Source organism: Acidobacteriota bacterium (genome assembly GCA_028875725.1).
GTDB lineage: Bacteria > Acidobacteriota > Thermoanaerobaculia > Multivoradales > Multivoraceae > Multivorans.
The window spans coordinates 424682-451471 of sequence record JAPPCR010000023.1; the positions used below are offsets into that span (position 1 = coordinate 424682).

Annotated in this window: 21 protein-coding genes and 1 tRNA gene; 14 read left to right on the forward strand and 8 right to left on the reverse strand. The window is 65.5% G+C overall.

The window, feature by feature from the left end:
- Positions 1–54: 54 nt before the first annotated feature.
- Together OXI49_17395 and OXI49_17400 are read right to left on the reverse strand one after the other, a co-directional pair.
- Positions 55–1677, reverse strand: coding sequence for a hypothetical protein (locus OXI49_17395; protein MDE2692277.1), 1623 nt, complete (start codon positions 1675–1677; stop codon positions 55–57).
- A gap of 44 nt (positions 1678–1721) precedes the next feature.
- Entirely contained in the window at positions 1722–2825 is a 1104-nt protein-coding gene (locus OXI49_17400) for a ResA-like WAxxUGC motif-containing protein (GenBank protein MDE2692278.1), read from the reverse strand.
- Between the two features lie 58 nt (positions 2826–2883).
- Between OXI49_17400 and OXI49_17405 the strand changes: the two genes are divergently transcribed.
- The 7 genes from OXI49_17405 to OXI49_17435 all read left to right on the forward strand — a co-directional run bounded on the left by OXI49_17405 (position 2884) and on the right by OXI49_17435 (position 11026).
- Entirely contained in the window at positions 2884–4020 is a 1137-nt protein-coding gene (locus OXI49_17405; GenBank protein ID MDE2692279.1) for a trypsin-like peptidase domain-containing protein, read from the forward strand.
- A 102-nt stretch (positions 4021–4122) separates the two neighbouring features.
- Entirely contained in the window at positions 4123–4491 is a 369-nt protein-coding gene (locus OXI49_17410; GenBank protein MDE2692280.1) for a transcriptional repressor, read from the forward strand.
- A 148-nt stretch (positions 4492–4639) separates the two neighbouring features.
- On the forward strand, positions 4640–6811 hold the full coding sequence (locus OXI49_17415; GenBank protein MDE2692281.1) for a TonB-dependent receptor: 2172 nt from the start codon (positions 4640–4642) through the stop codon (positions 6809–6811).
- Positions 6812–6846: 35 nt separating this feature from the next.
- Positions 6847–8397 carry a PepSY domain-containing protein gene (locus tag OXI49_17420; protein ID MDE2692282.1) on the forward strand — a complete coding sequence of 517 codons (1551 nt, stop codon included), beginning with the start codon at positions 6847–6849 and terminating at the stop codon, positions 8395–8397.
- A gap of 23 nt (positions 8398–8420) precedes the next feature.
- On the forward strand, positions 8421–8909 hold the full coding sequence (locus OXI49_17425; protein ID MDE2692283.1) for a (2Fe-2S) ferredoxin domain-containing protein: 489 nt from the start codon (positions 8421–8423) through the stop codon (positions 8907–8909).
- A gap of 27 nt (positions 8910–8936) precedes the next feature.
- Positions 8937–10709: a PQQ-binding-like beta-propeller repeat protein gene (locus OXI49_17430; GenBank protein MDE2692284.1), complete on the forward strand. Its 1773-nt coding sequence runs from the start codon at positions 8937–8939 to the stop codon at positions 10707–10709.
- Positions 10710–10738: 29 nt separating this feature from the next.
- Positions 10739–11026 carry a DUF1330 domain-containing protein gene (locus OXI49_17435; protein ID MDE2692285.1) on the forward strand — a complete coding sequence of 96 codons (288 nt, stop codon included), beginning with the start codon at positions 10739–10741 and terminating at the stop codon, positions 11024–11026.
- A gap of 12 nt (positions 11027–11038) precedes the next feature.
- On the opposite strand, the gene OXI49_17440 is transcribed toward OXI49_17435, so the two are convergent.
- From OXI49_17440 to OXI49_17455, 4 genes are all read right to left on the reverse strand, one after another.
- A complete protein-coding gene (locus tag OXI49_17440) occupies positions 11039–11341 on the reverse strand; it encodes a type II toxin-antitoxin system RelE/ParE family toxin (GenBank protein ID MDE2692286.1) in 303 nt (100 codons plus the stop codon).
- Positions 11328–11585 carry a type II toxin-antitoxin system ParD family antitoxin gene (locus OXI49_17445; GenBank protein ID MDE2692287.1) on the reverse strand — a complete coding sequence of 86 codons (258 nt, stop codon included), beginning with the start codon at positions 11583–11585 and terminating at the stop codon, positions 11328–11330. Before OXI49_17445 ends, OXI49_17440 begins: the two co-directional genes overlap by 14 nt.
- 183 nt (positions 11586–11768) lie before the next feature.
- Positions 11769–11842, reverse strand: a tRNA-Gln gene (locus OXI49_17450).
- 81 nt (positions 11843–11923) lie between these two features.
- The gene (locus OXI49_17455; protein MDE2692288.1) at positions 11924–12826 is read right to left on the reverse strand and encodes a TIGR03084 family metal-binding protein; all 903 of its coding nucleotides are present in this window, start codon (positions 12824–12826) and stop codon (positions 11924–11926) included.
- Between the two features lie 115 nt (positions 12827–12941).
- Here OXI49_17455 and OXI49_17460 point away from each other — a divergent pair, with 115 nt between their 5' ends.
- The 3 genes from OXI49_17460 to OXI49_17470 are packed head-to-tail and all read left to right on the forward strand — an operon-like array spanning position 12942 to position 16255.
- Positions 12942–13454, forward strand: a complete 513-nt coding sequence (locus OXI49_17460; protein ID MDE2692289.1) for a (2Fe-2S)-binding protein — start codon at positions 12942–12944, stop codon at positions 13452–13454.
- Positions 13451–15670 (forward strand): molybdopterin-dependent oxidoreductase, encoded by a 2220-nt coding sequence (locus OXI49_17465; GenBank protein ID MDE2692290.1) that lies wholly within the window; start codon positions 13451–13453, stop codon positions 15668–15670. The genes OXI49_17460 and OXI49_17465 overlap by 4 nt, the downstream gene beginning before the upstream one ends.
- Before the next feature lie 6 nt (positions 15671–15676).
- The gene (locus tag OXI49_17470; protein ID MDE2692291.1) at positions 15677–16255 is read left to right on the forward strand and encodes a cytochrome P460 family protein; all 579 of its coding nucleotides are present in this window, start codon (positions 15677–15679) and stop codon (positions 16253–16255) included.
- Between the two features lie 68 nt (positions 16256–16323).
- Here the strand turns inward: OXI49_17470 and OXI49_17475 are convergent, their stop codons facing one another.
- On the reverse strand, positions 16324–17370 hold the full coding sequence (locus OXI49_17475; GenBank protein ID MDE2692292.1) for an MBL fold metallo-hydrolase: 1047 nt from the start codon (positions 17368–17370) through the stop codon (positions 16324–16326).
- A gap of 614 nt (positions 17371–17984) precedes the next feature.
- Positions 17985–20816: a DUF1156 domain-containing protein gene (locus OXI49_17480; protein ID MDE2692293.1), complete on the reverse strand. Its 2832-nt coding sequence runs from the start codon at positions 20814–20816 to the stop codon at positions 17985–17987.
- A 517-nt stretch (positions 20817–21333) separates the two neighbouring features.
- Between OXI49_17480 and OXI49_17485 the strand changes: the two genes are divergently transcribed.
- From OXI49_17485 to OXI49_17500, 4 genes are all read left to right on the forward strand, one after another.
- Positions 21334–21954 carry a site-specific integrase gene (locus OXI49_17485; protein MDE2692294.1) on the forward strand — a complete coding sequence of 207 codons (621 nt, stop codon included), beginning with the start codon at positions 21334–21336 and terminating at the stop codon, positions 21952–21954.
- A gap of 5 nt (positions 21955–21959) precedes the next feature.
- Positions 21960–23303: a tyrosine-type recombinase/integrase gene (locus OXI49_17490; GenBank protein ID MDE2692295.1), complete on the forward strand. Its 1344-nt coding sequence runs from the start codon at positions 21960–21962 to the stop codon at positions 23301–23303.
- A complete protein-coding gene (locus OXI49_17495; protein MDE2692296.1) occupies positions 23300–23659 on the forward strand; it encodes a DUF86 domain-containing protein in 360 nt (119 codons plus the stop codon). Before OXI49_17490 ends, OXI49_17495 begins: the two co-directional genes overlap by 4 nt.
- 137 nt (positions 23660–23796) lie before the next feature.
- Positions 23797–26787, forward strand: a complete 2991-nt coding sequence (locus OXI49_17500; protein MDE2692297.1) for a DUF1156 domain-containing protein — start codon at positions 23797–23799, stop codon at positions 26785–26787.
- Positions 26788–26790: the final 3 nt, after the last annotated feature.

Genomic DNA, 26790 nt, shown 5'->3' on the forward strand with positions numbered 1-26790 from the left:
CCGGCGCCCTCGCCGGCTGCCGCCGAAGGCGGCCGGGAAGACGGGCCGGCTCCGCTATCCGACGGCCTCAACGAGCCGTCGCAGCCCCGCTCCGACATCGCCGTCGAGGTGAACCGCGAGCACTCGGCGCTTTCGCTCCACCAACACCTCGTAGTCGCCCCACGCCTGAGCGAGCTGGACCTGGCCGAAGGTCAGGCTTTCCCCGGGGACCGGGATGTCCGCAGCCGGCGGCTCCGCAGTGATCTGGAGGAACAGGCCACGGTTCGGGCCGCCCTTGTGGGCCTGGCCCGTGGAGTGGAGAAAGCTCGGCCCGAAACCGAGAGCGGACGCGCCGCCTGTCGCACCGGCGATGCGCCGGCGCAGCGTCTGGAGCAACTCCTCGTTCGGGCCGCTCCGGTCCAGGTAGGCCGAGACGACGGCGTAGCCCCCCTCGGGAAACGTCGCGACGTGGGTACCCAAGACTTCGGCCAGGCCGAGCGCACTGACGTCCCCCAATCGGACGACGCCGCTGGGCTCGGTCGTGTCACCTGCCCTGATCCGCTCGACGTAGCGCCGGGTAACGACCTTGGACGACTCCACGTCCGGCTGGTCGAAGGGGTTGACGCCCAGCAGTGCGCCGGCCACCGCCGTGGCGAACTGCCAGCGGAAGAACTCGCCGCCGAGGTCGGCGGCGACGTCGGCCCCGATGTGTGCCTGCGGCGCGTGTGCCGGTGCACCGTGGCTCGCACCGCTTCCGAGCACGATGTCGAGTCGGTCGGCGCTCGGCTCCGCCGGCAAGCCGGCCGCCGCCACCGGCAGCAGCAGCACGTCACCCTTGCCGAGCGATTCCGCGAGGAGCTGCTCCACCCAACCGACCATCTCCGAGCAACCGTCCGGCGCGTGGAGGTAGAGCTTGTCGCGGCCGCAGTCGTGCGCCGCGGCGAGCAGCAGGCCCAGTTCGACGCCGGCGTTCGTCTCGTCACCATCGTCCGACCGGCGGCAGGCGGCGGCCATTCGCCGTGCGCTCGCGAGCAGCGGTTCGCTTTCGATCCCGGCAACCGCGGCCGGCACAAGACCGAACGCGGAGAGCACGGAGAACCGACCGCCGATGTCCGGGTGGCCGAAGACGACCCGCGCACCAGCGTCCCGGGCGCGCGTTTCCAGCGCCGAACCGGGATCGGTGATCGCCAGCGCGGAAACGGAAGCCGCATCGCCCAACCGGTCCAGCAGCAGTTCGAACGCCAGCTTCGTCTCGAGCGTGCCGCCCGACTTGGACGCGGCGATGACCCGAAGGTTCACCGGGTCGACTCCGTAGAGCGCGCGGGCGATCTCCCGAGGGTCCGTCGTGTCGAGGACGATGAACTCCGCGTCGACCTGCCCCGGCAGCGCCTGCCACAGCAGGTCGGCGCCGAGCGCCGAGCCGCCCATGCCGAGCAGCAGGCAGCGTTCGAATGGCGGGCCGGCGAGGTGCCCGGCGAGCTTCGCGGCCTCCGTATCGGCGCGTTTGCCACTGGCGTCGACGAGCGTCAGCCGGCCCAGCCGTTCAACGTCCAGCCAGCCGAGCCACTCCTCCTCGCCCGAATCGGTCCAGAGCGAGCCGTCGCGGGACCAGAGCCGAGCGGTGCCGTTGACGTCGCGCCACTGTCGGCGACGGCGCTCCAACGCTGCGATGAGACTGGAGTCCGCCTCGACTTGCATCACGTTGGCGGATGGTAGCGCCGCCGGCAAGACGGCGCATGCAGTCAGGGCTCGAACCGCTCGGCGTAGTTCTCCGGACCCTCCGCGCGGATGTCGCTGAGCCAGTCCCCCTCGTAGGGCCATGCCTCCGGGTCATCCTCGCTCGGGCCCTGCCAGAACCGCGCAAACGGACCCTCGGCGCCACCTTCGAGCGACCAGGCCTGCCTGCGGAACGACCAACTGTCGGGTACCAGGCGGTGCGCCTCGCGGAAGTGGCGAATCGCCGCGTCGTGGTGACCCTTGAGCTCCAGGTGCGAGGCGAGCTCGAAGTGGGCATGTCCGAGGGACACATCCGCGTCGCGCGGCCGCGATCGCTCAACGACTTCTTCCGGCGACAGCGCGAATCGACTCGCTGCGCCTTTCTCCACCCAATCGCGCAGCGCGAGGTGGTAGGCATCGGTGTCGGCCGGGATCTTCGCCGCTTCCTGCAGCATCTCGCCGAAGCGACCGGGAATCGGGGAGCGAGACCCCAGCTTCGGCGGGGCGCCCGCCGGCGGCGCCGGCGCGGCCTCCGCGGGCCGCACGATCGTGCCCGACTCGTCGATCCAGACCGAGCTGGGGATGTTGATCACGCCGAAGACCCTGGCCAGCAGGTGGTGGCGATCGACCAGGGAGGGATGCTTCGGCTTCGCGGCCTCGATGAAGGCGCGGCAGCCCTCGGCCCCCAACGTGTCGAGACCGACCGTGACCAGTTCGAAGCCCTGCGGATGAAGCTCGTCGCGCAACGCCTGCCACCCGGGCAGGTGGGCCGAGCACCCTCAGTAGGGCGCCCAGGCGTAGACAACGACCTTCCGCCCGCGCAGGCTCGAGAGCCTGAACGGCTTCCCGTCGAGATCCGGCAGTTCGAAGTCCGCGTCCTCGGCCGACACGATCGCCCGCGACCCGAGCGACTCGGGGCCCAGCGCCCACACGCCGTGCTCCTCGTCATGTACGACCGGCAGACCGATCGCCTCGGCAACGGCAAGCCCGTCGATCGGGCCCGACGACGCCGGAGCGCGATCGAAGAGAGGCACGCAGGCTGAACCTTTGCAGGCGCCCTCTGGTTTGAGAGCCCAGCCCGTGCCGGCCTCGAACGACGTCCTGGACACTCTCTTGTCTGTGAGGATCATGCGGCCAGTGTAGCCGGGGGCGGAACAACTCCTGCCCGCCGCCTGTTAGTTTTGTCCCATGGCCCGCGCACCCTCAGCCGGCCCCACCCAACGGCCGCGAATCGCCACGACGGCGGGCCTGCTCGTGCTGGCCGCTCTTGCCTTCCTGGTGGGCTCCCGCTGGCAGGGCAACGTGCTCCAGGCGGAGAGCCAGGGCCAGCCCCGGCGCGTGACGCCAAGTTCGGGGCTGCTCCCCGAGGAACGCGCGACGGTCAACCTGTTCCGCGAGACGCAGCCGTCGGTCGTCTACATCACGACACTGGCCAGGCAGAGTCGGGTCGACTTTCTGGGACGTCGCTTCGACCGCGTCCAGGACGGCACGGGAAGCGGCTTCCTGTGGGACGACAGAGGCCACGTCGTCACGAACTTCCACGTGATCGGGAACGCCGATACCTACCAGGTCACCCTCCACGACCAGACGACCTGGCCCGCCACGTTCGTCGGACAAGACGAGGAGATGGATCTCGCAGTGCTCCGAATCGAGGCGCCGGCGGAGACGCTGCGGCCCATCCCGGTCGGCTCGTCGAGCGACCTGCAGGTCGGCCAGTCGGTACTGGCGATCGGCAACCCGTTCGGCCTCGACTACACGCTGACCACCGGCGTGATCAGCGCACTCGACCGCGAGGTTCTGTCAATCGGCCGACGCGAGCTCCAGGGGGTCATCCAGACCGACGCCGCGATCAACCCGGGCAACTCCGGCGGTCCGCTCCTCGACTCGAGCGGACGGCTGATCGGCGTCAACACGCAGATCGTGTCGTCCGGCGGCGCCTGGGCCGGTATCGGCTTCGCGATTCCGGTCGACACGGTGAACTGGGTTGTGCCGGAGCTCATAGCCCACGGCCGCGTCAACCGTCCGCAGCTCGGGGTCTCCCTGGTGGAGGGTGCCCGTGTGCGGCCGCAAGTGGACGGTGTACTGGTCCTGGAAGTCGTCCGGAACTCCGGCGCAGACCGCGCGGGGCTCCGCCCCACCCGGCGCACGCGACAGGGCATCGTCCTCGGCGACGTGATCACCGCGATCGAAGGCCAGCCGGTTCAGTCGGTCAGCGACATCCGGGCGCTGCTGGAACGGCAGCAGCCGGGCGACTCGGTCACGGTGAGCCTGCTCCGCGGCGACGAGGAGGCCGAGGCGGAAGTGCGCCTCTCCGCACCGCGCTAGGACGGCCGACGCACTGGGTGCGCCGGCGCCTTCGCATGGAAGGACGAGAATCCGCGGCCGGGAAGCTTGACAAGAACTGAGAATCGATTATCGTCTCTCCCCATGCGAAGAGCCAGGCAGCAGCAGACCGTCCTCAGCGCCCTTGACGAAGCGGACGGTCCCCTGTCCGCCAGGGAACTGTGGAGCCGCCTGAGCGGAACGGGCGTCGGTCTCGCCACGGTGTACCGCGCTCTCCAACGGGGTGTTGAGGAAGGCACGCTGGAGGCGGTCGAGGTGCTGGGCGGCGGGCTGCGGTACGAGCCCAGGGACCGCGAGCACCACCATCACTTTCTCTGCTCGAGCTGCGACCGCGCGTTCGACCTCTTCGGTTGCGTCGAGGGCCTCGAGGACCTGCTTCCAGGCGGGTTTCAGATGACCGGACACGAGGTGGTGTTGCTCGGAACCTGCGATGGGTGTGCCGATGCGGCGTGACGGTCGCCCAGGAGCGGTGGAAGTCGCCACCGCCTGATCGCTCCCCTCCCGTCCTCCCCGCAGTGGTTGAAATCAACCCAACGCGGGGTTGCGCCGGGATCCGCGGCAAGTGCAAGACAACAAAACCAGATCAGAGGAGAAAGCCCTAGTGCAGCTAACACGTAACCCACTCGACCTGCTCCAGCTACTACCGGCGCTCTTGATCGCTACTTTGGCCACGACAGCAGGGCTCGGCGCCCAGGATGACGCCGCGTCCGGCGAGGGAGCGAGCGAGGGTGGTCGTGGAGAGGCCGAAGCCGAGGACAGCGTGAGTGATGAGATCACTGTCTACGGCAAGCCCCTCAACACCGCCAGCGAGACCGGCAGTCGGCTGGAGCTGACTGTCCTGGAAACTCCGGCAACAATCGACATCATTGACGGCGACGCGATTCGTGAGCGCCTCGATACGACCGTGATGGAGGCCGTGACTCGCTCCGCCGGTTTCACGAATGACGGGCACCCGGGCAACGGTGGCCAGAACATGGCCGCCAGGGGCTTTCGTGGTCAGGGGACTGTCACCAAGATGTTCGACGGCTCCAGCTACTACAACGCATTCAACACCATCACCTTTCCCTTCGACACCTGGGGCATCGAGCGAATCGAAGTACTGAAGGGACCCGCCTCCGTACTGTACGGTGAAGGCGGAATCGGCGGCGCGTACAACGTCATCCCCAAACGACCGCAGCAGGAACACGCCGGGGACATGCGTGTCTCTGTCGGTGAGAATGACACCCGTTTCCTCGGGCTCGGGCTGACCGGCGGTCTCGCCGACAACCTCGCTTACCGGCTTGACTACAGCAACAACCAGTCTGACAACTGGGTGGACAGGGGCGACAGCGAAGCCGAGATGATCTCCGCCTCGTTGCTGTGGCAGGTCACGGACGATTTCTCGCTAACAGGCCGATACGACCATGGCGACCAGGAGCCCATGCGGTACTTCGGGATACCCCTGGTCAACGGAGATGTGCCCACTGAACTGGTGACAAGCAACTACGACGTCAACGACGGGAGGATTCGCTACCAGGACAACTCTGCCCGGATCAAGGCCAACTGGAACATCAGCGAACGCCTGTCCATGCAGTCAGAGCTGTACCGTCTGAACAGCGATCGTCTCTGGAAGACGCTTGACTACTACCAGTACGATCGAGCCGCCGCCACGGTCAGACGGGAATCGCCTCTGGTGATCGCTCATGACATAGAGCATGACGGATTCCGCACCAACTTCGTGTTCGATGCCGGCAATGACGACCGCAAGATGAAGACCTCTGCGGGCTTCGAGACGAACGATCTGACCTTTGCGAGGGCAACCAACTTCGGCGGCGCGAACCCCAATGGAGTCGATTGGGTCAACGATTTTGACGTCGTTGACGCCTTCAACTTCGACCCCGGTGTGTTCACCGATATCACCGCGGCGATGCACCGGACGGAGATCATCTCCGACGTTGCCCAGATGGCGGTCTTTGCCGAGAGCCAGATCGGCCTCACCAGAGCACTGACACTGGTGGTGGGCCTGCGCCACGAGGATGTTGAAACGGACTACAACGACATCAGCAACCCGCCGGTTTTTGATCAGAGCGTGGACGCCTTGACAGGGCGGGCAGGACTGACCTTCGACGTTAGCGACAACACGGTGCTCTACGGCCAATACACTACCGGCGCGACCCACCCGAGCAACAGTATCGTGCAAACCAGGGTTAGCAACCGGGAGCTGGATTTCATCAGGAGTGAGCAGGTCGAGGTCGGCATCAAGCAACGACTCGCGGACGAGCGTTTGTCCTGGGGCGTGGCCCTGTTCGACATCGTCAAGAACAACCTGATCGAGGATGATCCGAGTTCCCTCAATCCCGATGACTTGATCATCATTCCGGAGCAGACTTCCCAGGGTGTGGAGTTCAACCTCACATATGGGCTGACCGATGACTTCACGTTGATGGCCACTGGGACCGTTCTGGATGCGGAGACCGATACCGGTGAGACACCAAGGGAGGTGCCCGAGGAGACCTTCAACCTGGGTCTCGTGTGGGCTCCTCTGGGCAAGCTGCAGCTATCGGCCGATGGCCGGTATGTCGGCGAACGCGCTCATCCCGACAACCCGATTCCCTCGTACACAGTCGTCGATGCGTCTGCCCGCTGGCGCTTCAACCCCGACCTTTCGGTTGCCCTGCGCCTCGACAACGTCTTCGATGAGCTTTACGCCGTTTCCGCGTACTACTGGCCAAACACCTGGCTTCTCGGCAAGCCCCGCACTGTCAGCCTGACGCTGGACTATGACTTCTTCTAGGCCGCGTTAGCGCGCGGTGCCCTTCAGGGCCGCCGATGAGCCTTAGAAGGCTGCTCTACGTCAGCCACCGGTGGCTGGGTATCGCCATGTGCGGTTTCCTCGCCATGTGGTGCATCAGCGGCGTCGTGATGATGTACGTCGGTTTCCCTGAACTGACCAGGGACGAGCACTACGCCGGGCTTGAACCACTCGTTGCCGACCGCATCAACGTTGCTCCTGAAGGGCCGCTCGCTCTCGCCGGTGCCGACGCCCAAATCGAGCGACTGCTACTGACCAGCAGCGCGGAGCGGCCCGTCTATCTGCTGAAGGTGGAAGGCGCCTCATGGAGGGGCATGTACGCCGATACCGGTGCGGCCATTGCCCGACTGCCCGCGGAGGCGGCCGTGGCGGCGGCAGTCGGCTTCTCCAGGGCGCAACGTTCCGGGCACGATTCCGGGAAAGCCGTAACGGGCGAGCATCTGGAGCAGCTGCACATGGACCAGTGGTCCGTGTCCGATGGCCTGCACCCCTACCGGCCACTGCACCGGGTGTCGGTCGACGACGGCATGGGCACTGAGCTGTACGTGTCGTCGTTGACCGGCCAGGTCGTACGCGACACCCGGCGCGGCGAGCGCATCTGGAACTGGATGGGCTCGAATCTGCACTGGATCTACCCGGTGCAGCTACGCGAGCACCGCGGCGTCTGGGAGCACGTCATCATCGTCCTTTCCCTGGCGGGCCTGATCTCGGTGATCACCGGCGCGATCATCGGTCTCACGCGCCTGCGACTGAGGCCCCGCTACCGGGACGGCTCCTGTTCGCCCTATCAGGGCATGACCAGGTATCACCACATCCTGGGCCTGCTGGCCTCGGTGGTCCTGCTGACATTCCTGCTGAGCGGCCTGATGTCGGTGGGGCCCTGGGGCGTATTCGAATCCAGCAGCAGTTTCTCCGAACAGAAACAGCGCTACCAGCAGCAGGAGGGCACCTCGCGGTCATCTCCCGCGTACTCCGAGGCCCAGGAGGTTCGGCAACTGATCCGACAGGGTGCGCCTTTTCCCGTCAAGGAGATCGCATGGCACTGGATTGGCGGCAAGTCCCATGTCTCTCTGCATGGCTCCAGACAGGAAGTCCAGTACGTGCCCGCTCCGGGCGAGACGGAATCGCTGGAACAGAAAGTCCATGGCCGCATCGCCAAGCTGATTCCCGGTAGCAGCATCCTGAATTGGCAGCAGTTGGACAGTTACGACGTCTACTACTACTCCCATCACAACCGGCACCGCCCGCTGCCAACTCTGCGAGTCGAGTTCGATGATCCTGAGTCCACATGGTTTCATATCGACCTGTCCACCGGCGAGATTCTCGATCGCCTCACCGACAGGCGCCGGCTGGAACGGTGGATATACAAGGGGATGCACACGTTGGACTTCACCTTGTTGATCAATAGCCGACCTTCCTGGGACCTAGTGATGATCTTCCTTTGTAGCGGTATCTTCATCTTCTCGGTGACATCCGTGGTCATTGCCGTGCAGTATCTGCGACGGAGAGCGCGTTCGCTTGGGACGTCAGTTCGACTCCAGGACCGGATGGCACGAGTCCCTGAGTGAGCCAGACAAGGACTTCGACGGCCATGAACGCTCAGACCCAACGCATCCGCGAGAAGCTCAACAGATGCGAACCACTGGGAACGGCCCGACGGCGTGTTCTCGGGCAGATCGTGTTATGCGAAGGCTGTTGCTGCGGTCAGACGGACAGGGGGTTCAAGCCGGTCCCTCGCGACTGGATCAAGCAGCAGTGGAAGGACGAAAAGCTCAACAAGTCGGTGCAACTGACGATCTCCGGCTGTGTGGGTCCGTGCGATCTCGCCAATGTCGTCTGTGTCGTCTCCGCAGAGGGGATGCAGTGGTTTGGAGGCCTTCAGGAGCAGCGGCAGTACGGCTTGCTCCTGGATTGGGCCAAAGCCTCGCGTGATGCGGGTGTCTTGCTCGAATTGCCCGCTGAACTGAATCGCCACCGGTTTGAGCGGTTCGCTGCTGCCGGGTGTGGCTCCGCGGAGCGAGCTGTCGCTCTCAGTCACGAAGGGCATGGCAGCGGACAGACCGTCTTCGGCGCGCGGTGAAGTTTCCGCGCTAGAGTCGCACCTTCCGTGACTCAGCGAGACCTCTTCCTGCGGACGGCACTCCTTGCCGCCCTTCTCATGACGGTGCCCGGCGCTCCCGGCGCCGAAGCCCAGCCGACTCAAGCATCCCAACGCGGCGAGTTCGTCCCGGTCACCGACGCCATGCTCCAGAACCCGAGCGACGACGACTGGCTGATGTGGCGCCGGACGCTCGACGGCTGGGGCTACAGCCCGCTCGACCAGGTCACGCCCGAGAACGTCGGCAAGCTGCGCATGGTCTGGTCCCGCGGCCTGAGCGAGGGCCGCCAGCAGGGGACGCCGCTCGCCTACGACGGCGTGCTGTACATGCCGAACCCCATCGACGTCATCCAGGCCATCGACGCGGTGAGCGGAGACCTCATCTGGGAGTACCGCCGGGAGCACCCGGCCAACATCCTCCAGCAGGTCGGCGGCCTCGCTGCGAACAACCGGAACATCGCGATCCACGGCGGCCTGATCATCGACACCAGCGTCGACGACTTCGTCTTCGCGCTCGACGCCGTGACGGGCGAGCTGGTCTGGGAGACGATGATCCTCGACTACAAGACGCAGCCGGCGATGCAGAGCTCCGGCCCGATCATCGCCGACGGCAAGGTCATCTCCGGCCGCAGTTGCCTGCCCCGCGGCGGTCCCGACGCCTGCGTCATCGTGGCTCACGACGCGGAGACCGGGGCCGAACTCTGGCGGCGCCGCACGGTGCCCGCTCCCGGCGAGCCGGGCGACGAGACCTGGGGCGACACGCCGTTCGAGGACCGTACTCACGTCGGTACCTGGATGGTGCCGAGCTACGACCCGGGCCTGGAACTGATCTACATCGGCACCTCGGTGACGTCGCCGGCGCCGAAGTTCCTGCTCGGCGGCAGGGATCTCAAGCACCTGTACCACAACTCCACGCTCGCGCTCGATGCGAACAGCGGCGAGATCGCCTGGCACTACCAGCATCTCAACGACCACTGGGACCTCGACCACCCCTTCGAGCGCCTCCTGGTCGACACTGCGGTCGCGCCCGACGCCGACGAAGTCGACTGGATCAACCCCCGCCTCGAACCGGGCGAGACGCGCAAGGTGATCACCGGCATCCCCGGCAAGACGGGCGTCGTCTACACCCTCGACCGCGAGACCGGCGAGTTCCTGTGGGCGCGGCCGACGATCCGCCAGAACGTGATCAGCATGATCGACGGCGCCACCGGCGCGGTCACCGAGAACTCGGAAGTCGTGTTCCGGGAACTTGGCCAGCAGGCCTACGTCTGCCCCACCTACATCGGCGGCAAGGACTGGCAGGCGGGCGCCTACAGTCCGCTGACCAACGCGATGTACGTGCCGATGCGCAACTCCTGCGCCCTGATGACGGCGACCCGCTCCGGCCGCCTCCAGATCTACGCCCTGGACGCCGAGCACCAGATCGCGCCCGGCACCGACCTGAGCGGATCCGTCCATGCCGTGTCCGCCGAAACGGGCAAGTCGCTATGGACGTACGAGCAGCGGGCCGGCCTGATGTCGCTCTTCGTGACCGGCGGCGGCCTGGTCTTCGTCGGCGACGGCAACGGCCGGTTCCGGTCCCTGGACGATGAGACCGGCGAGAGCCTCTGGGAGATCAACCTCGGCTCGCCCGTGACCGGCTTCCCGATCACCTACGCCGTCGACGGACGCCAGTACGTCGCGGCCAGCACGGGCAACCGGTCGGCGGCCCTGCTCTCCGGACTCACGCCGGAGCTACGGCCCAGCTCGGGCAACAACCTGTTCGTGTTCGCGCTACCCTGACACTCAACCCACGCCCAGGAGGCCCCACCATGGCTGGATACGCGATCATCAGTGTTCAAGTGAAAGATGAAGCCGCCTACAACCGCGCTCTGGAGGAGGTGCCGGCGGTCGTCGAGGCCCACGGCGGCCGCTACCTGGTGCGCGGCGGCGCCGCCGAGGCCATCCGTGGCGACTGGAAGCCCGATCGTCTCGTCATCGTCGAGTTCGACAGCGTCGAACAGGCCAAGGAATGGCAGGACGGGGCCGACTTCGCCGACCTGAGAGAGAAGCTCAGCCAGTCGACCAACACGGACGTCGTGATCGTCGAGGGCGTGTAGCGCTTCTCTTGACTACGTGAGCCTGCGGTAGCGGCGAGGCACGTCCATTCGAGCGTGCAGCACGCGAGCGATGCGAACGGTCGCTTTGCGCTGCACGTAGAAGACGACGTGAGCCTGGTACTCATGACGTCTCACTCCCGGCGCTATCCGGTCGGCGCGGCGGCCGAGCATCGGGTACTCCGCAAGAAGCTCGAAGCAGGAATGGAGGCCGTCGAGGTACTTCCTCGCAGCGGCAAGTCCGTGCTGCTCGATCGTGTAGGTGTAGATGTCCTCGATGTCGGAGGCGGCCTTGCGGGAGAGCCTATAGACGCCCATCGCTTCGAAGCCGCGCCTCGACTTCTTCCATGATGGAAGGCACCGTCTTCTCGCTTGGACCACTGTCGATGCCTTCCTGCACGGCTGCCTGAAGCGACTCGAAGTCGACCCGCCGTTCGCGGTCGCGGCGAATCAGATCGCGGATGTACTCGCTGTCGGTGGTGAAGTGGCCTGCGGCAATTCGCGCCTTGATCCACTGGTCCTGCAGGTCCGTCAGGGTGATCGTCTTTCGGATAGTGGCCATACTGCCTCCAGGAACGCTCTCAGTCATACTATTGGTGCAGAATAGCACTCCGCGCACCGGTTTAGGCGACCGCGGCGCGACCATCGCAGCAACTCCTCCACGCGGGAACTCCGGAGGACGGCGTGGTGGACCCGGTGATGAGAGGCGGCGACTCTTGTCTCCGTGTGCTGACGCGGGCGCTAGTGGCTGGGAGGCAGGGATTCGAACCCCGATTCTACGGTCCAGAGCCGCATGTCCTACCGTTAGACGACCTCCCAGCGGTAGCGGCCAAGCCGCGCAGTTTACCGCGAACGGCGACGATTGTCCGCCGGCTGCACTCGGATGCGCCCGGATGCAGATCAGTCGAAAGCGTCGTCCAAAGCCGGCCGGGACTGCATCTCTGGCTGCTCTCTCCCTTCGGCGAAGAAGTCGTCCGAGAACTTCCCAGCGACCCCCTGAAGCCCCGCCTTGTGCCGCGTGCCCGGCGCCGGCGGCGTCTCGGGCCCGCCGGCGAAGCACTGCGCCATGCTCATCCACTCGGTGGCGACCGGCCCCATAACGTCGAGCGACGTGTCGGCGATGTTGCGGACCTGCGTGACCACCTGGGCGAACTCGACCGCGGAGCCGCTGATCCGGTTCGTCGTTTCGTCCGCGTTCCAGGTCCAGACCTCGCCGGACGGCGCGGTCAGCTCGAGCGCCGGCACGACGCCAGGCACCTCCAGGCCGCGCACCGCGTAGGTCCAGCCGAAGGTGTTGAACCCCAGGAAGGCGATGTTCCGGATCCGGTCCGTCTCGTCACGGTCGAGTCCCAGCACGTCGAAGACCTCCTGGCCGTGTGCCCAGGTCTCCATCTGCCGGGCGGTGACCGAGCTGCGCACGCTCATCGGCGGGCCGAACCACTCCACGCGCTTCCTCGGATCGACCCCGTCCAGCCGATCGCACATCCGCGGGTAGTACTCGCGCCAGACGTCGTAGACCGCGCGGTTGCGCTTGCCCTCGAACCACTCGTCCGTCAGCTCGCGGAGGTTGAGCCGGCCGCGGCGCTCGGCCATGAACTGCTTGAAGCCGTCGAAGGCGGACTGATCGTGGTACGAGGCGTCAGCGGCGTAGTTGAAGATGTGGAGATGCGCGACGACGTCGTGGAGTGTCCACCCCTTGAACAGGGTGGCCCGCTCGAAGTCGGCGTCCGCGAGCGGATCCAGGACCTCGGCGAGGCAGTCGCACTCGTCCCGGAAATCGGCGATCTGCTGGAAGCTGCTCATGTCGCCGGCACGCTAGCACCGGAGTCTGCCGGCACTTGACCTCACCCCCCGTTTCATTCACTGTATGACCAGCCAGTAAGTCGCCGCCCCGCAACGGCCCTCGAGGAGAACGAACATGGCGATCGCCTTCACGCTGAATGGCAAGTCGACGACGGTCGATGCGCCGCCGGAGATGCCCCTGCTCTGGGTCCTCCGCGACGAACTCGACCTCAAGGGCACGAAGTTCGGCTGCGGCCGGTCCTTCTGCGGGGCCTGCACCGTGCATGTCGACGGCGAGCCGGAGCGCAGTTGCCGCATGCCGGTCTCGCGGGCCGAGGGCAAGGAGATCACGACGATCGAGGGCCTGTCCGAGGACGGCGCCCATCCCGTGCAGCTCGCCTGGCAGGAGATCGACGTACCGCAGTGCGGCTACTGCCAGGCCGGCCAGATCATGTCGGCGTCGGCGCTCCTCGCGAGCAACCCGCAGCCCACTGACGGCGACATCGACGAAGCGATGAGCGGGAACATCTGCCGCTGCGCGACCTACATCCGCATCCGCGCCGCCATCCACCGCGCCGCGGACATCGCGCAGGGTCCACCGGCCACCAGCCACGAGACGGCCACGGGAGCGGGAGGGAGTGAGGCATGAACGCCGTGGACAAGACAGGCAACCTCTCCCGGCGCGGCTTCCTTCACGTCACCGCCCTGGCCGGCGGCGGCATGCTCCTCGGAGCCCGCTTCCCGCTGGACGGCGCGCGCGGCGCCTTTGCCGCCACCGCCGATGCGGAGACGGCGCTCAACGCGTTCATCCGCCTGACGCCGGACGGCATCGCGACGATCATGGCCCAGAACCCCGAGATCGGTCAGGGCGTCAAGACGATGCTGCCGATGCTCATCGCCGAAGAGCTCGACATCCCCTGGAGCCAGGTGCGCGTCGAGCAGGCGGACTTCGACGCGACGAAGTACCGCGGCCAGATGGCCGGCGGCAGCATGGCCACGCCGATGCACTACGAGTCGATGCGCCGCGTGGGCGCCGCCGCCCGCGCCATGCTCGTCGAAGCCGCGGCGAAGGAGTGGAAGACGAAGCCCGAGAAGTGCACCACCGAGGCCGGCGCCGTCCACTTCAAGAACAAGTCGCTCTCCTACGGCGAGCTGGCGAGCGCCGCGGCCGGGATCGAGCCGCCGAATCCCCGGACCGTCCCGCTCAAGGACGCGAAGGACTTCAGGATCATCGGCCAGGAAGTCCCCGGCGTCGACAACCCGCAGATCGTCACCGGCAAGCCGCTCTTCGGCATCGACGTCACCGTGCCCGGCATGAAGTACGCCGTGTTCGAGAAGTGCCGGGTCCACGGCGGCAAGGTGAAGAGCGCCAATCTCGACGCGGTCAAGGCGTCGCCCGGTGTTGTTGACGCCTTCGTCGTCGACTCGACCGCTCAGGCCGCGCCCGCGCCCTCGATGTTTCAGGTCGGGCTGCCAAACGGCATCGCCATCGTCGGCGACTCCTGGTGGCTGATCAACGAGGCCCGAGGCAAGCTGGAGGTCACCTGGGACGAGGGCCCGACCGCGTCCCAGAGCACCGCAGCGTTCGACCGGCAGGCCGAGGAGCTGTCGAAGCAGGCGCCGGAACAGGATCTCAGGAACGACGGCGACGCGGCCGGCGCCCTGGCCTCCGCGGCGAAGACGGTCAAGGCCGCCTACCAGTACCCCTTCCTCGCCCATGCGCCGCTCGAGCCGCAGAACACGACCGCACACTTCCACGATGGCGGGCTCGAGATGTGGGCGCCGATCCAGACTCCACAGTTCGCGCGCGGAGACCTGGCCAAGGCGCTGGGCATTCCCGACGACAGGATCACGATCCACCTGACCCGGATGGGAGGGGGCTTCGGGAGGCGCCTGTACTGGGACTACATGCTCGAGGCGGCGCTGATCGCGCGGCAGGCGGGAGTTCCGGTCAAGCTGGTGTGGAACCGCGAGGACGACACGCGTTTCGACTACTTCCGCCCCGGCGGCTACCACTATCTGCAGGGCGGTCTCGACGAGGCCGGCAACCTGACAGCGTGGCGCGACCACTTCGTCAGCTTCGGCGAGGGCCGGCGGTTCGCCCCGAGCGCCGAGATGATGCCGAACGAGTTCCCGCAGGGCTTCGTACCGAACTTCGCGCTCCAGGCGTCGAAGATGCCGCTCGGCATCCCGACCGGGGCTCTGCGCGCTCCGACCAGCAACGCGATCTCCTTCGTCGTCCAGTCGTTCATCGACGAACTGGCGGCGGAGGCCGGCAAGGACCCGCTCCAGTTCCGGCTCGACCTGCTCGACTCGGCTCCGGCCGGGACCAGGACCGCGTTCGATCCGCAGAGGATGAAGGCCGTGCTCGAACTCGTGCGCGACAAGTCGGGTTGGGCCAAGGCGGACCTGCCCGAGGGCACCGGCCAGGGCGTCGCGTTCCACTTCAGCCACCGCGGCTACTTCGCCGAAGTCGTCCAGGCCACCGTCAGCAAGGAGGGTGAACTCGGCGTCGACAGGATCTGGGTCGCCGGCGACGTCGGCCGGCAGCTCGTCAACCCGAGCAACGCCGTCAACCAGGTCCAGGGGGCGGCGCTAGACGGCCTCGGCCAGGCGCTCGACCAGGAGATCACCTTCGACCGCGGCCGCACGAACGAGAGCAACTTCCACAACTTCAAGCTGCTCCGCATCGACCAGGCGCCGCCGGTGGAGGTGCACTGGGTGATGAGCGACAACCAGCCCACCGGCCTGGGTGAGCCCGCGCTGCCGCCGGTCCCGCCGGCCCTGTGCAACGCGATCTTCGCCGTCACCGGCAAGCGGATCCGGTCGCTGCCGATCTCGAAGCACGACCTGAGCTGGGCCTGACCGCCTGTGCGCAACATCGCCATCGCAGCAGCCCTCATCCTCCTGATCGCGGCCTTCGTCGCCGTTGCCCAACAGTCGGACGACGCCAAGCCGTCGCTAGACGGCATGGCCGTCCCCACGTACACCGCCGCCGGGGACCTCATCCGCCCCGACGGCTACCGCACCTGGATCTTCGTAGGCGCCTCCCTCGGCCTCAGCTACAACGAAGACGCCGCCGAGCGCGAAGGCCCGGGCGCCTTCACCAACGTCTACATCCAGCCGGAGGCCTACCGCTACTTCATGGCGACCGGCGAGTTCCCCGAGGGAACCATGCTCCCCATGGACATCTTCCGCCCCGGCTCCCGCGAGTCCATCAACCAGGCCGGCTACTTCGAGAAGGACTTCCTCGGGATGGAGGTCGCGGTCAAGGACAGCGAGCGCTACCCCGAAGGCTGGGCCTACCTCAGCTTCCGCGACCGGTCCGGAGGGCTGAGGGAGTCGGCGTCAGCGTTCCCGAAGGACCGGTGCTACGACTGTCACGCGGAGCATGCGGCGACCGACAATGTGTTCACGCAGTTCTATCCGGTGTTGCAGCGGGGGGAGTAGGCGGGAACGTCTACGATGCAAGCGGACTCCTTCGCCAGCCAGCGCGAGCCGCAACCCACATCGACAGCTCAGTCCTCCATATCCGTCGGATAGGTCAGCGGAGTCGCGGGAGACCACCCTTCCCGCTGCGGCGCGTCACCCGTCGAGCTACATAGCGTGCCTTCTGTCCGAAAAACACGCCGACCGCGGTGGATCATCGCGCGAACCACGGCCTTCTTCGGATGATCAGGGTCATTCCGATTTGCAGACACGATGGCGCGGTACTTCGGGGACTGGGCCTCCTCAGGGAGCTTAGCCCCGAGCCACTTGTCGAGCACATCCGACGACACGTTTCTCCGGGAGCCATGATGGGGTACCTGGAAGACGTTGAGCGACGTGACTGGCTTCCCAAGTTCCAGAGCCGCCTCATAGGCCTCCGTCAGCGCGCCAACGCCTGCATCCCCCGTAAGCAGGATCTTCCAATTGCACGTCTGAGCGAACTGGACGACACTACTCTCGTTCTCAGAGCTAGTTCCTTCGGTGTCCCCTTTCAGGTTCTCTTCACCCCAAGCGGCACTCAAGAGAACCCCGTCTGTCGCTGAAAGCGTCTTAGAAGCAGGAACGGGTGTCTTCTCCGATGCGACGACCAAGTCTAAGTACGTACCGTAGGCCGGCGCCAGGACGGTGAAGACTCCGACCTCCGTTTCCTGTAACGCATCCTGGATCAGGATTCCCCTCTCGATGGCAAGCGCTTCTAGCTTTGCAACGTTTGGGAAATCACGCCGAAGCCGGCCTATGAGCCGGTCCCTATCCTGGTAGCGCTCGAACTTCGGCATCAGAGCGTCGACATGCACCCACGGGCGGTTCATCCAAAGAGTTCCGACTTGGAGTTCTTCCAAGACTGTCTCGAGACCCGCAGCATGGTCCCTGTCCGGATGCGTGAGGACAACGTGATCTACGCGATCGGCGGTGTAGTACGTGCGGATGTGGCTGACAAGCTTCTCCCCATCCGCTTCGTAGCCACCGTCCACAACGTAGACGTAGTCGACACCATTCTGCCGGTGACGCACGGCTATCGCGTCACCGCTACCCTTGTCACCAACTTCGAGGAAGTCGATCTCAAGAAAATCACTCACGTCGCTGTTTCTCCTAGTTCCTAGCCACCCGTGCCACTTCCGACGAAGCCTTGCAGGCCAAGACTGTCTGCACTAGCCTGATCCCCGAGTTGCGCGCAGCGCTAGAGACTAGCAAGTACTGGAACAGTAGAGCCGACAGGTACCACAAGGCTGGCTGCAACCGCTCCGCCCGGAGTAGCGCCATTGGGCCACCCACGGCGAGAATCAATACTGCCGCCGAAGTCCAATCGCGAGAGAGAAGATACGTCCGGTGAATCTGCCTCACCCGATCATCGTCCTGTAACTCGTGGTACCAGCGATACCAAAGGGCGTTCTGCGCAGAGGGGTCGGTAGGCAGGGGACTTTGGTGTTCTAGCAACGCATCGCGGTCGATTCTGGGGTCGGCACCCATGTGCTTAGTGAACGCTCGACACCCCGGCAAGGCGTGCCGCCATCTCCAGAACACCAATCTCGTCTTTGTCTCGGTGCTTACGACTTCGCTCAACACTCCGACGAGTAGCACCAACACGCTGAGCGGTAGCAAGTCAGCCCGGGCCTCACTAAGCGTCTGCCATACCTCAGCCAAACTCCTCACCTCAAAGCTCGTGTACGCCACGAGAACGTACGCCAAGACGTTACCCAGCCAAACTGTGACTAGAGCGGGCGCGTTCCTGTCTTTGAGTGTAATCGGCACGGGTCGGTCGGTTGGCCAAAGGTCGGCAACCTACCATGTTGCCCACGCCAGCCGCACGTTCACCAGCAGCCGCAAGAAGCGAGTCACGGCGCGCGGCAGAGGCACTTCCGGTAGGCCGACGCCGGGTGGCGACTCTGAGGGCCTTGAACTCGTGGACCCGGCAGTTTCCACTCGGGCTTCGGCGCAGCTTGCGACCGACTACTCTGCCACTCACGGTTGCCCGTCCACTTGCTCGGTAGAAGGGCACCACCCTCACACCGCCGCGGCCGACACGCCATCTTGGTGAAGCCTCGCGGTCCGCCACTCCCACCGGCTGAAAACGGGGACGCTCCCCACGAGGACTAGCCGCGAACCGCTCACCGCTCCGCGACAGGGCGTAGCGTGTGTAAACGGCCATGCCGGGGCCGATGGCCGCCTGGGCGAGGTCGACAGGGGCGACGTTGCCGGATTGCAGGAGGCGAAGAGCACGGGGGAGTTCGGCGCGTAGTGCGGCCAGAAGCTCACGACGAGTGGCGAGCGGAGCATCGGCCGGGCGTGGCCGACAGACGAGGACGATGCTGGACGCGAGGAGGTTGGCACCCATTCCGATCTTGTTCAAGAGTTCCGTACGCACAGGCCAAGTGCCGGTGATGGCGAACCCGGAGCGCATCACCGCGTCTAGGAACGTCTCCCATCCCGTGCTGACGGTGCCGGTCTCCCTCTTCGTTTCGGACTGCTTGAAGGCGTAGTAGATCGTTACGGGGGAGCTGGGATGCGCCTGCTCGACGAGCCGCTTCATGGCCTGCGTCATGCCGTCGAGGAAGAACTCCTCCGCCTGCTGCTTGCCGCCGTGACGGTAGGGGCTAGCGATGAGCTCCTCGACCTTCGGCACAGCCATGGTCGAGAACAAGTCGGGGAAGATCGGTCCTAGTGAACGTCGGAGCCAGACATAGAAGAAGTCCGATAGGTCCGCGTAGCCGATGTTGTCGTAGTACGGCGGGTCCGTCGAGATCGTTCGGGCGGGCCCACCAAAGAGCGAGCTTGCTTGAGCGCTCCCCTGCTTCGCTGATCCTCTCCCAGAGGATGGCAGCCTCTCCAGCGCCTTGACCATGTTCTCGAGGCTGACCATGTAGTCACCTGCGAAGCCGCCAAAGACGTTGTTCTCGGCAAAGTCCCAGATCATGGGGATTGCTTGCCGTCCGAACAGATTTCGAACCTGGGTCTTCGTGACCTCCCAACGACATAGCGCATTGCAGATGTCCGAGAGCCGACTGAGCGCTACCCCAAGATACACCCCTACCGCCTCGGCATACGCGGTCGCACCGGTGCCGCCGTCGCGCAGTGGTCGGCCGTCGTTGGGAAGACCGGCGGCCGCCGCGTCGAGGCGAACGCGCTCCGTCGCCTCCCCGACTAGGTCGGAGAAAGTCGTCAGGGCGACGAGCTGGCGGGGGGTGAAGAGGTCCGCCCAAGTAGTTAGCCCGTAAGGTACGCACGTTCCTCCCGTTAGCCGAGCCGGGACATCACCCTCCGGGATCCACGCAGGGCGTGCCTTTGCCGGTGCTCCCACATGTTCCCCCATGGGTTTGAGGTAGACGCGGCCGCGGTCGCCTTCCGCGACCACAGCCATCAACCGGGCACCCATCCGGCCAGCCTGGCCTTCGGCCTTGATGTGGTCTCCACCGATCGGTGTGCCCGACATGAGGCAACGGAACGTCCCGCGGGAGAGTTTGGTCCCCGACTTCGTAGTCTCTCTGTCCGCCGGTAGCCCGGCTTTGACCGCGAAACGGTAGCCCCGGCCCTCGATCATGGGGTCGACGTACGCTTCCTTCCCCTTCTTCGTGGACAGCATGAACGTCGAGACGAGCGGCACCTCTTCGTCGGCGTATGCGGGGTTCGGACTCCTCACCGTTCGCGCCCACAGCCAAGCGATCACGTTCAGTCTTCGACCTTGGTACTGCACCAAGTCGGGCCGTTCCTGGACCACCTCCGATGTGATCTCAACCTGCGGATAGAGATGCCCAATCCGTTTCTGGGCCTCTTCCCGCATCCAGCGGCCGTAGTAGCGCACGTCCTCTGCCAGACCCTGCGCACCGGACCATTGACTCGCAACGAGCGTCGAATCACTCTTCGACTCGGGGTTCACCGGCGGCCAGGCGGCGAACTTCGGCGGGATCTCGAGCATCGCTTTGCAGATCAGCACGGCCACCGGGTTTAGGTCGCTTGCATGTGCCTCAAGGCCCAGCCGCTGGGCTTCCAGCGGTAGCGCACCTCCGCCGGCGAACGGATCGTGGAATGCCGGCAGCTTGTGGCGGTCGAACAGTTCCTTCGCCTGCGGATGATCTGCGTTCTCCGCGCAGGTGCGCCGCCAGCTCAGCCAGATCTCGCCCCTTGCCTGCTCCAAGAGCTCCTCGTTGGTCGTGTTCTCCCACTTCACGAGTTCTCTGAGAATCCCGAACAACCGCTCCCGTTCAAGCTCCGCCGCGACCTCGGCCAGTGCCAACTGGTCGGCGGCGGTGGGGGTCCCGCTGTCCGTCTGCCCACCCTTAGCCCGCCGCTTCTTCAGCTCTCTTCGGGCCGCGCGGCTCTTCGCCGGATCCGACAGCAGCACGTCAACGTACTCCGACGGGTCATCCACCATCTGCGCGAAGAGGACAGCCCGCGCCGCCGCCAAGGGCCGTCGCGCCCACCATAGATGCAAGGTTGACGGATGTCCGTGCCGTATCGACTTCTCCCGTGCGGAGGCTGCGTTGATTGCAGCCAGCGGCAACGCGACCTCGATCAGCTTCCTGCTCACGCCAGACCTGTAAACGACTTCTTCTTGAGGGGCGCTTCGGCGAGGCGTTGGGGCTTCGGCGTGGCGCGAGGTTGGCCATGCTAGCCCAACCGGTTTCGGCTTCAAGCCAGTCCTCCGGTGCCGGTCTTGATGTCTACTAGCCCGTTTGGGCTTGGGCTCTTGCCCTCGGTCCGCGAGTGAATGAAAGCAGGAGGACGTCAGAATGCAAGACCACCGATCAAGATCCCAGCGGGCGACCACGTCAGAGTCGCACCCGCAGAATCCGGGAGACCAATCCGCCCTTGGTTCCACTGCGCCCTTCAAAGTAGTCGCAGAAACGGTCTTTCGCCGCTACGGACGCTCCTGGAAGCCAGGGACGGCGGCTGTAAACCGCTCGTACCTCCGAAACCAGATCATGCCGTGGTTCAACCAGCGCCCCATCGCGGGCATCGCCCACGAGGACGTTCAGCTCTGGTTCTCTTCTCTGAGGTCGACGCCTGCGGCGGCGAATCGAGCGCTGCCCGTCCTCTCGGTGATCATGCGTCAGGCCGAGATCTACGGTTACCGACCGGAGAACAGCAATCCTTGCTCGGGTATCCGGCGCTATCGGTGCCCTAGTCGGGAGCGGTTCCTTACTCTGCCGGAAGTTCGGCGCCTTGGCGGAGCGCTGGCTGATCTAGAAGCCTCGGTGCTTCGACCCGCCGCGGCAATCCGTCTGCTGCTCCTGACCGGCTGCCGACAAGGAGAAATCAGGACTCTCCAATGGGGTGACTACCGAGCAGGCCACCTCTTCCTGCGCGACGGTAAGGCGGGACCCAGGATGGTCTGGCTGTCTTCGCCGGCGCGCCAGGTGCTGGGCCGCCTTCCGCGCAGCGATCGTTGGGTGTTCCCTGCCCTGCGCCGCCCAGGGCCCATGCGTTCTGACGCGCTTCATCGCTACTGGCGGGCACTTCGCGAGATGGCGGATCTCCGGGACGTGCGGCTGCACGACCTGCGCCACAGCTACGCGAGCATCGCCCTCCAGCAGGGTGAGACCATTCCAACGATCGGCCGCCTCTTGGGGCATCGCGACCCGGTAACGACACTTCGTTACACGCACTTCGCCGACGCCTCGGTCCTTGAGGCGGTCGAGGCCGTGGGCAACGTGCTGGGGGTCTGATGCTGATGCCGACTTTCCGGGACTTCGTGCAGGGCCCCTGGAGGGAAGCCTGCTACGAGCGCTGCAAAGCGTCCACAAAGGCGCGGGTGGACAGCGCCCTGGGCGCACAGCTGTTGCCGACCTTCGGCCACTTACCCCTGGACGCGATAACGGCGGGAGATGTACACGCTTGGTTCGATCGCTACAGCGAGAGAGCGCCCGGCGGCGCAAACCGCACGCTCGATGTCCTACGACAGATCCTGAACCACGCTGTCGCGTGTGGGCACCAAGACGCTAACCCCGCCCGTGGCATCGTGCGCAACGCGAGCCCGCTACGTACCCGCTTCCTCTCGCGAACCGAGGTTGCGCGCTTGCGCGCGGCACTCAGTGCGCATCGGGGGCGAGAGTCCGGCCGGCAACAGGCCGACATCATTCGCCTGCTGCTGCTTACAGGTTGCAGAAAGGGAGAGCTCGTTGGGCTCAGGTGGTCGGAGGTGAGCGAGGGCACACTGCGGCTACATGACAGCAAGACGGGCCCACGCTTGGTGTACCTGAACGACCAAGCGCAGCGCATACTCAGCCGCCAGCCGCGCAACGGCAGCCCGTTCGTCTTCCCATCGCTTTCCGACTCGTCGAAGCCCCGCTCCTCGGAGTTGTCCCTTTGGCGCAAGGTAAGGCGGGAAGCCCGGATCGAGGAGGTGCGTCTACACGATCTCCGTCACACGTTCGCGAGCCACGCTGTCATGCAGGGAGTGCCCTTGCCGGTCGTGTCGCGGCTGCTCGGCCACAGCCGCTCTCGAATGAGCCTTCGCTACGCACATGCGGGTGACCGGGAAACCGAGGCCGCCGCCGAGCGCATCGGCACCGCCCTTGCCTCGGTTCTTGGCGTGCCGACCGACGAGGAGAAAGTCGGGCTCGTGCCGGGGGAGAAGATTGGAACGTCTATCAGAACGGAGGCTCCCAATGCGCGCCCGGGTCGCGCGGCGACCGCTGCTAGGATCTCCTCCCCACTCGCACGCCGACAAGACCGCGCTGCCAACACGCTGGCTAGGGCGGTCGAGCGGAAGTGGCCGCACGACTCCCGCATGCACTCCTTGATCGAATCCCACCGGACTGAGATACGAGCCGTTGCTGGCCGCCACGGTTTCGAGGACGTGCGCGTGTTCGGCTCCATGGCCCGAGGGGACGCAGACGAGGGGAGCGACGTGGATCTGCTCGTGACCCTGCCGAAGGGCCAGAGCGGCTTGGCCCTGGGAGCGTTGCTGATGGACGTCCAGGACCTGTTGGGGCGGCGAGTAGACGTGGTAACGGAGCGTAGTCTGCACCCCGATCTTCGGCACCGGATTCTGGAAGAAGCCCAGATCCTGTGAAGGCGGACAGGGGGACCGACCTGGTGCTCCTAGAGCACATCCGCGACCGCATCTCGCGCATCGGGGAGTACACCGGCGGCGATAGCTCGAAGTTCTTCGGTTCGACTCTCGTTCAGGATGCCGTAGTACGGAACCTGCAGACCATTGCCGAGTCGACCCAGCGGCTCAGTGAGACTCTCCGGGCCACGGAGCCGGAGATCCCTTGGCGCGCCATCGCGGGCTTCCGCAACGTTCTTGTGCACGACTACTTCGGAATCGACGTTGAGGCCGTGTGGACGGTCGTTGAACAGGATCTTCCGTCATTGGCGGCGGCCGTCGAACGCATGGCAGCCCTTGCTGCCGGGACGGCCCGCTAGCCGAAGTGAGCGTTCCGGCAGTTGCCAGTGTCGTCATGTAGGGCAGCCGTCTTGTCGTGCACCGACTGCGGGAGTGACCGCTTCTGGATTCCGACCGCCTAAATTGGTCATCGCCGCCAGAATCAAGGAGAATGGAGTTGCGTAAGAAGCTGATCGAGGTGGCGTTGCCGTTGGATGCAATCAACGCGGCTTCAGCGAGGGAGAAGTCGATTCGGCACGGACATCCGTCGACCTTGCACCTGTGGTGGGCTCGAAGGCCGTTGGCCGCCGCTCGGGCGGTCATCTTCGCGCAGATGGTGGACGATCCGTCGGAGTACGTCGACGTGCTGCTGTCGGACCCGGCTAAGAAGCGAGCCGTGCATGGAGAGTTGAAGAAGCGCCGCGCGAAGGCAAGGTCAAGTGTCGGCACGGACTCCGGCGCTTCGGACGATCGGCAGGCTCTGGCCGATGTCGCAGCGGAGCTTGAACGTGAGCGGCTGTTCGGGATTCTCAGGGAGCTCGTGAAGTGGGAGAACACGACCAATGAAGAGCTGCTGGACCAGGCCACGACCGAGATCTGGCGGAGCTGGCGGCGCGCCTGCGCCGAGAACGCCGACCACCCGCACGCGAAGGAACTGTTCGACCGTCACAAGCTCCCCGCCTTCCACGATCCCTTCGCCGGGGGCGGAGCATTGCCGCTCGAAGCGCAACGGCTGGGTCTGGAGGCGCATTCCAGCGACCTGAACCCGGTAGCGGTCTTGATCAACAAGGCAATGATCGAGATTCCGCCGATGTTTGGCGGTCGGGAGCCGGTGAATCTGGAGTCTCGGAAGGAGCCAGCCGTCGTAGCTCGGCGGTGGCGCGGCGCGCAGGGCCTGGCCGAGGACGTCCGCTACTACGGTCGTTGGATGCGGGACGAAGCTCAGAGGCGGGTCGGCCATCTCTATCCGCAGGTTGAGGTTACCCCTGCGATGGTCCGGGAGCGCTCCGACCTGAAGCAGTACGAGGGCCTGCGTTTGACCGTGATCGCTTGGCTCTGGGCGCGTACCGTGAAGAGCCCGAATCCGGCATTTGCCAACGTGAACGTGCCACTCGTCTCGACGTTCATGTTGTCAACGAAGAGGGGCAAGGAGGCGTATGTCGAGCCGGTGATTCAGGGCCGTGCCTACCGGTTCGAGGTCCGGGCGGGGCAGCCACCAGACGTGGCGACCGCGAAGCAAGGTACAACGGCAGGGAAACGACGAGCGTTTCGGTGCCTTATGTCCGGGCTTCCCGGCACTCCTGTCTCTTACGAGCACATTCGCGCACAAGGGCGAGCAGGCGCCATGGCTGAACGTCTAATGGCCATCGTGGCCGAGGGTGACCGAGAGCGTGTCTACCTCAGCCCAACGCCAGAGCACGAAGGCGTAGCGGGCGCCATCGCTGCGTCCTGGAAGCCCGACATGCCACTACCGGACAACCCGAGGGACTTCAAGACTCCAAACTACGGACTAACGTCCTTCGGCGATCTCTTCACTCCGCGTCAACTCGTGGCCTTGACGACCTTCTCCGACTTGGTGGGGGAGGCAACGGAGCGCGTTCGCCTCGACGCGGCGGCCGCCGGTCTTTCCGACGACGGCCGACCACTGCGCGACGGCGGCACCGGTGCGACCGCGTATGCCGAGGCGGTAGGGGTGTATCTGGCGTTTGCAGTGGACTACGCTTCGAACTACTGGTCGACCATCGCTACACCCGCAGAAGGCTTCATCCGTGGCACGTTCGCACGGCAAGCCCTTCCGATGACATGGGACTACGCCGAGGCTCCTCCCTTTGGAGCGACTAGCGGTAACTGGCTTGCGGGGGTGGAGTGGATCTCGAAGGCGCTGGATTCCCTGCCAGGGGCGACGTCCACGCAAACCGGTTGCGCGGTCCAGGCTGATGCAGCGCGGCAGACTATTGCGCGTCAGGCCCTCGTCTCCACAGACCCTCCCTACTACGACAACATCGGCTATGCGGACCTGTCGGATTACTTCTACGTCTGGCTCCGCCGCTCTCTCAAGTCGGTCTTTCCCGAGCTGTTCGCCACGCTGGCGGTTCCGAAGGCCGAGGAGCTTGTTGCCACGCCCTATCGTCACGGGAGCAAGGCAGCTGCTGAGTCGTTCTTCCTTGAGGGCATGACAGAGGCGATTGGGCGGCTCGCAGGGCAAGCGCATTCGGGGTTTCCGGTCACGATCTACTACGCCTTCAAGCAGTCGGAGAGGAAGGGAAGCATCGGAACGGCTAGCACGGGGTGGGAGACGTTCCTCGGCGCCGTCATCCGATCAGGCTTTGCGATCACCGGTACTTGGCCAATACGTACGGAGAGAGGGGCAAGATCGATAAGCATCGGCACCAACGCCCTCGCCTCTAGCATCGTCCTCGTCTGCCGGCCGCGCCCGGCCGATGCTCCGCTCGCCACTCGTCGTGAGCTTCTGGCCGCACTCCGCGCCCAACTCCCCCACGCTCTTCGCCTTCTTCAATCCGGCAACGTCGCCCCTGTCGACCTCGCCCAGGCGGCCATCGGCCCCGGCATGGCCGTTTACACACGCTACGCGAAGGTGCTCGACGCATCGGGAGAGGTCGTGCCGGTCAGGGAAGCGCTCGCGCTGATCAACCAGGTCCTCGATGAAGTGCTGGCCGAGCAGGAAGGCGATTTCGACGCCGACAGCCGATGGGCACTGGCGTGGTTCGAGCAGCATGGCTTCGCCGAGGGGGACTACGGCGTTGCGGAGACGCTCTCCAAGGCCAAGAACACGGCCGTAGCGGGGATGGTCGAGGCCGGGATCCTCGACTCCCGCGGCGGAAAGGTCCGCCTGTTGTCGCCCAAGGAGCTACCCGACACCTGGGATCCCATCACGGACGCGCGCCTCACCACCTGGGAGGCGGTCCACCACCTGATCCGCGTTCTTGAGTCCGACGGCGAAACGGGTGCAGCAGATTTGGTCGCCAAGCTGGGCGGGTTCGCGGATACGGCCCGTGAACTCTGCTACCGCCTGTACACGGTGTGCGAACGGAAGAAGCGTGCCGGCGACGCCTTGTCCTACAACGGCCTAGTGCAAAGCTGGCCGGAGATCATGCGACTGGCCCAATCTCGCGAGCCCGAACCCGAGCCCGAACAGATGGAACTCTGACCG

Excerpts from the sequence above, each read along its gene's own strand:
- OXI49_17395 (MDE2692277.1), bottom strand. The coding sequence starts at position 1,677 with ATGCAAGTCGAGGCGGACTCCAGTCTCATCGCAGCGTTGGAGCGCCGT.
- OXI49_17405 (MDE2692279.1), top strand. The coding sequence starts at position 2,884 with ATGGCCCGCGCACCCTCAGCCGGCCCCACCCAACGGCCGCGAATCGCC.
- OXI49_17410 (MDE2692280.1), top strand. The coding sequence starts at position 4,123 with ATGCGAAGAGCCAGGCAGCAGCAGACCGTCCTCAGCGCCCTTGACGAA.
- OXI49_17420 (MDE2692282.1), top strand. The coding sequence starts at position 6,847 with ATGAGCCTTAGAAGGCTGCTCTACGTCAGCCACCGGTGGCTGGGTATC.
- OXI49_17425 (MDE2692283.1), top strand. The coding sequence starts at position 8,421 with ATGAACGCTCAGACCCAACGCATCCGCGAGAAGCTCAACAGATGCGAA.
- OXI49_17435 (MDE2692285.1), top strand. The coding sequence starts at position 10,739 with ATGGCTGGATACGCGATCATCAGTGTTCAAGTGAAAGATGAAGCCGCC.
- OXI49_17440 (MDE2692286.1), bottom strand. The coding sequence starts at position 11,341 with ATGGGCGTCTATAGGCTCTCCCGCAAGGCCGCCTCCGACATCGAGGAC.
- OXI49_17445 (MDE2692287.1), bottom strand. The coding sequence starts at position 11,585 with ATGGCCACTATCCGAAAGACGATCACCCTGACGGACCTGCAGGACCAG.
- OXI49_17455 (MDE2692288.1), bottom strand. The coding sequence starts at position 12,826 with ATGAGCAGCTTCCAGCAGATCGCCGATTTCCGGGACGAGTGCGACTGC.
- OXI49_17460 (MDE2692289.1), top strand. The coding sequence starts at position 12,942 with ATGGCGATCGCCTTCACGCTGAATGGCAAGTCGACGACGGTCGATGCG.
- OXI49_17465 (MDE2692290.1), top strand. The coding sequence starts at position 13,451 with ATGAACGCCGTGGACAAGACAGGCAACCTCTCCCGGCGCGGCTTCCTT.
- OXI49_17485 (MDE2692294.1), top strand. The coding sequence starts at position 21,334 with ATGCGTCAGGCCGAGATCTACGGTTACCGACCGGAGAACAGCAATCCT.
- OXI49_17490 (MDE2692295.1), top strand. The coding sequence starts at position 21,960 with ATGCCGACTTTCCGGGACTTCGTGCAGGGCCCCTGGAGGGAAGCCTGC.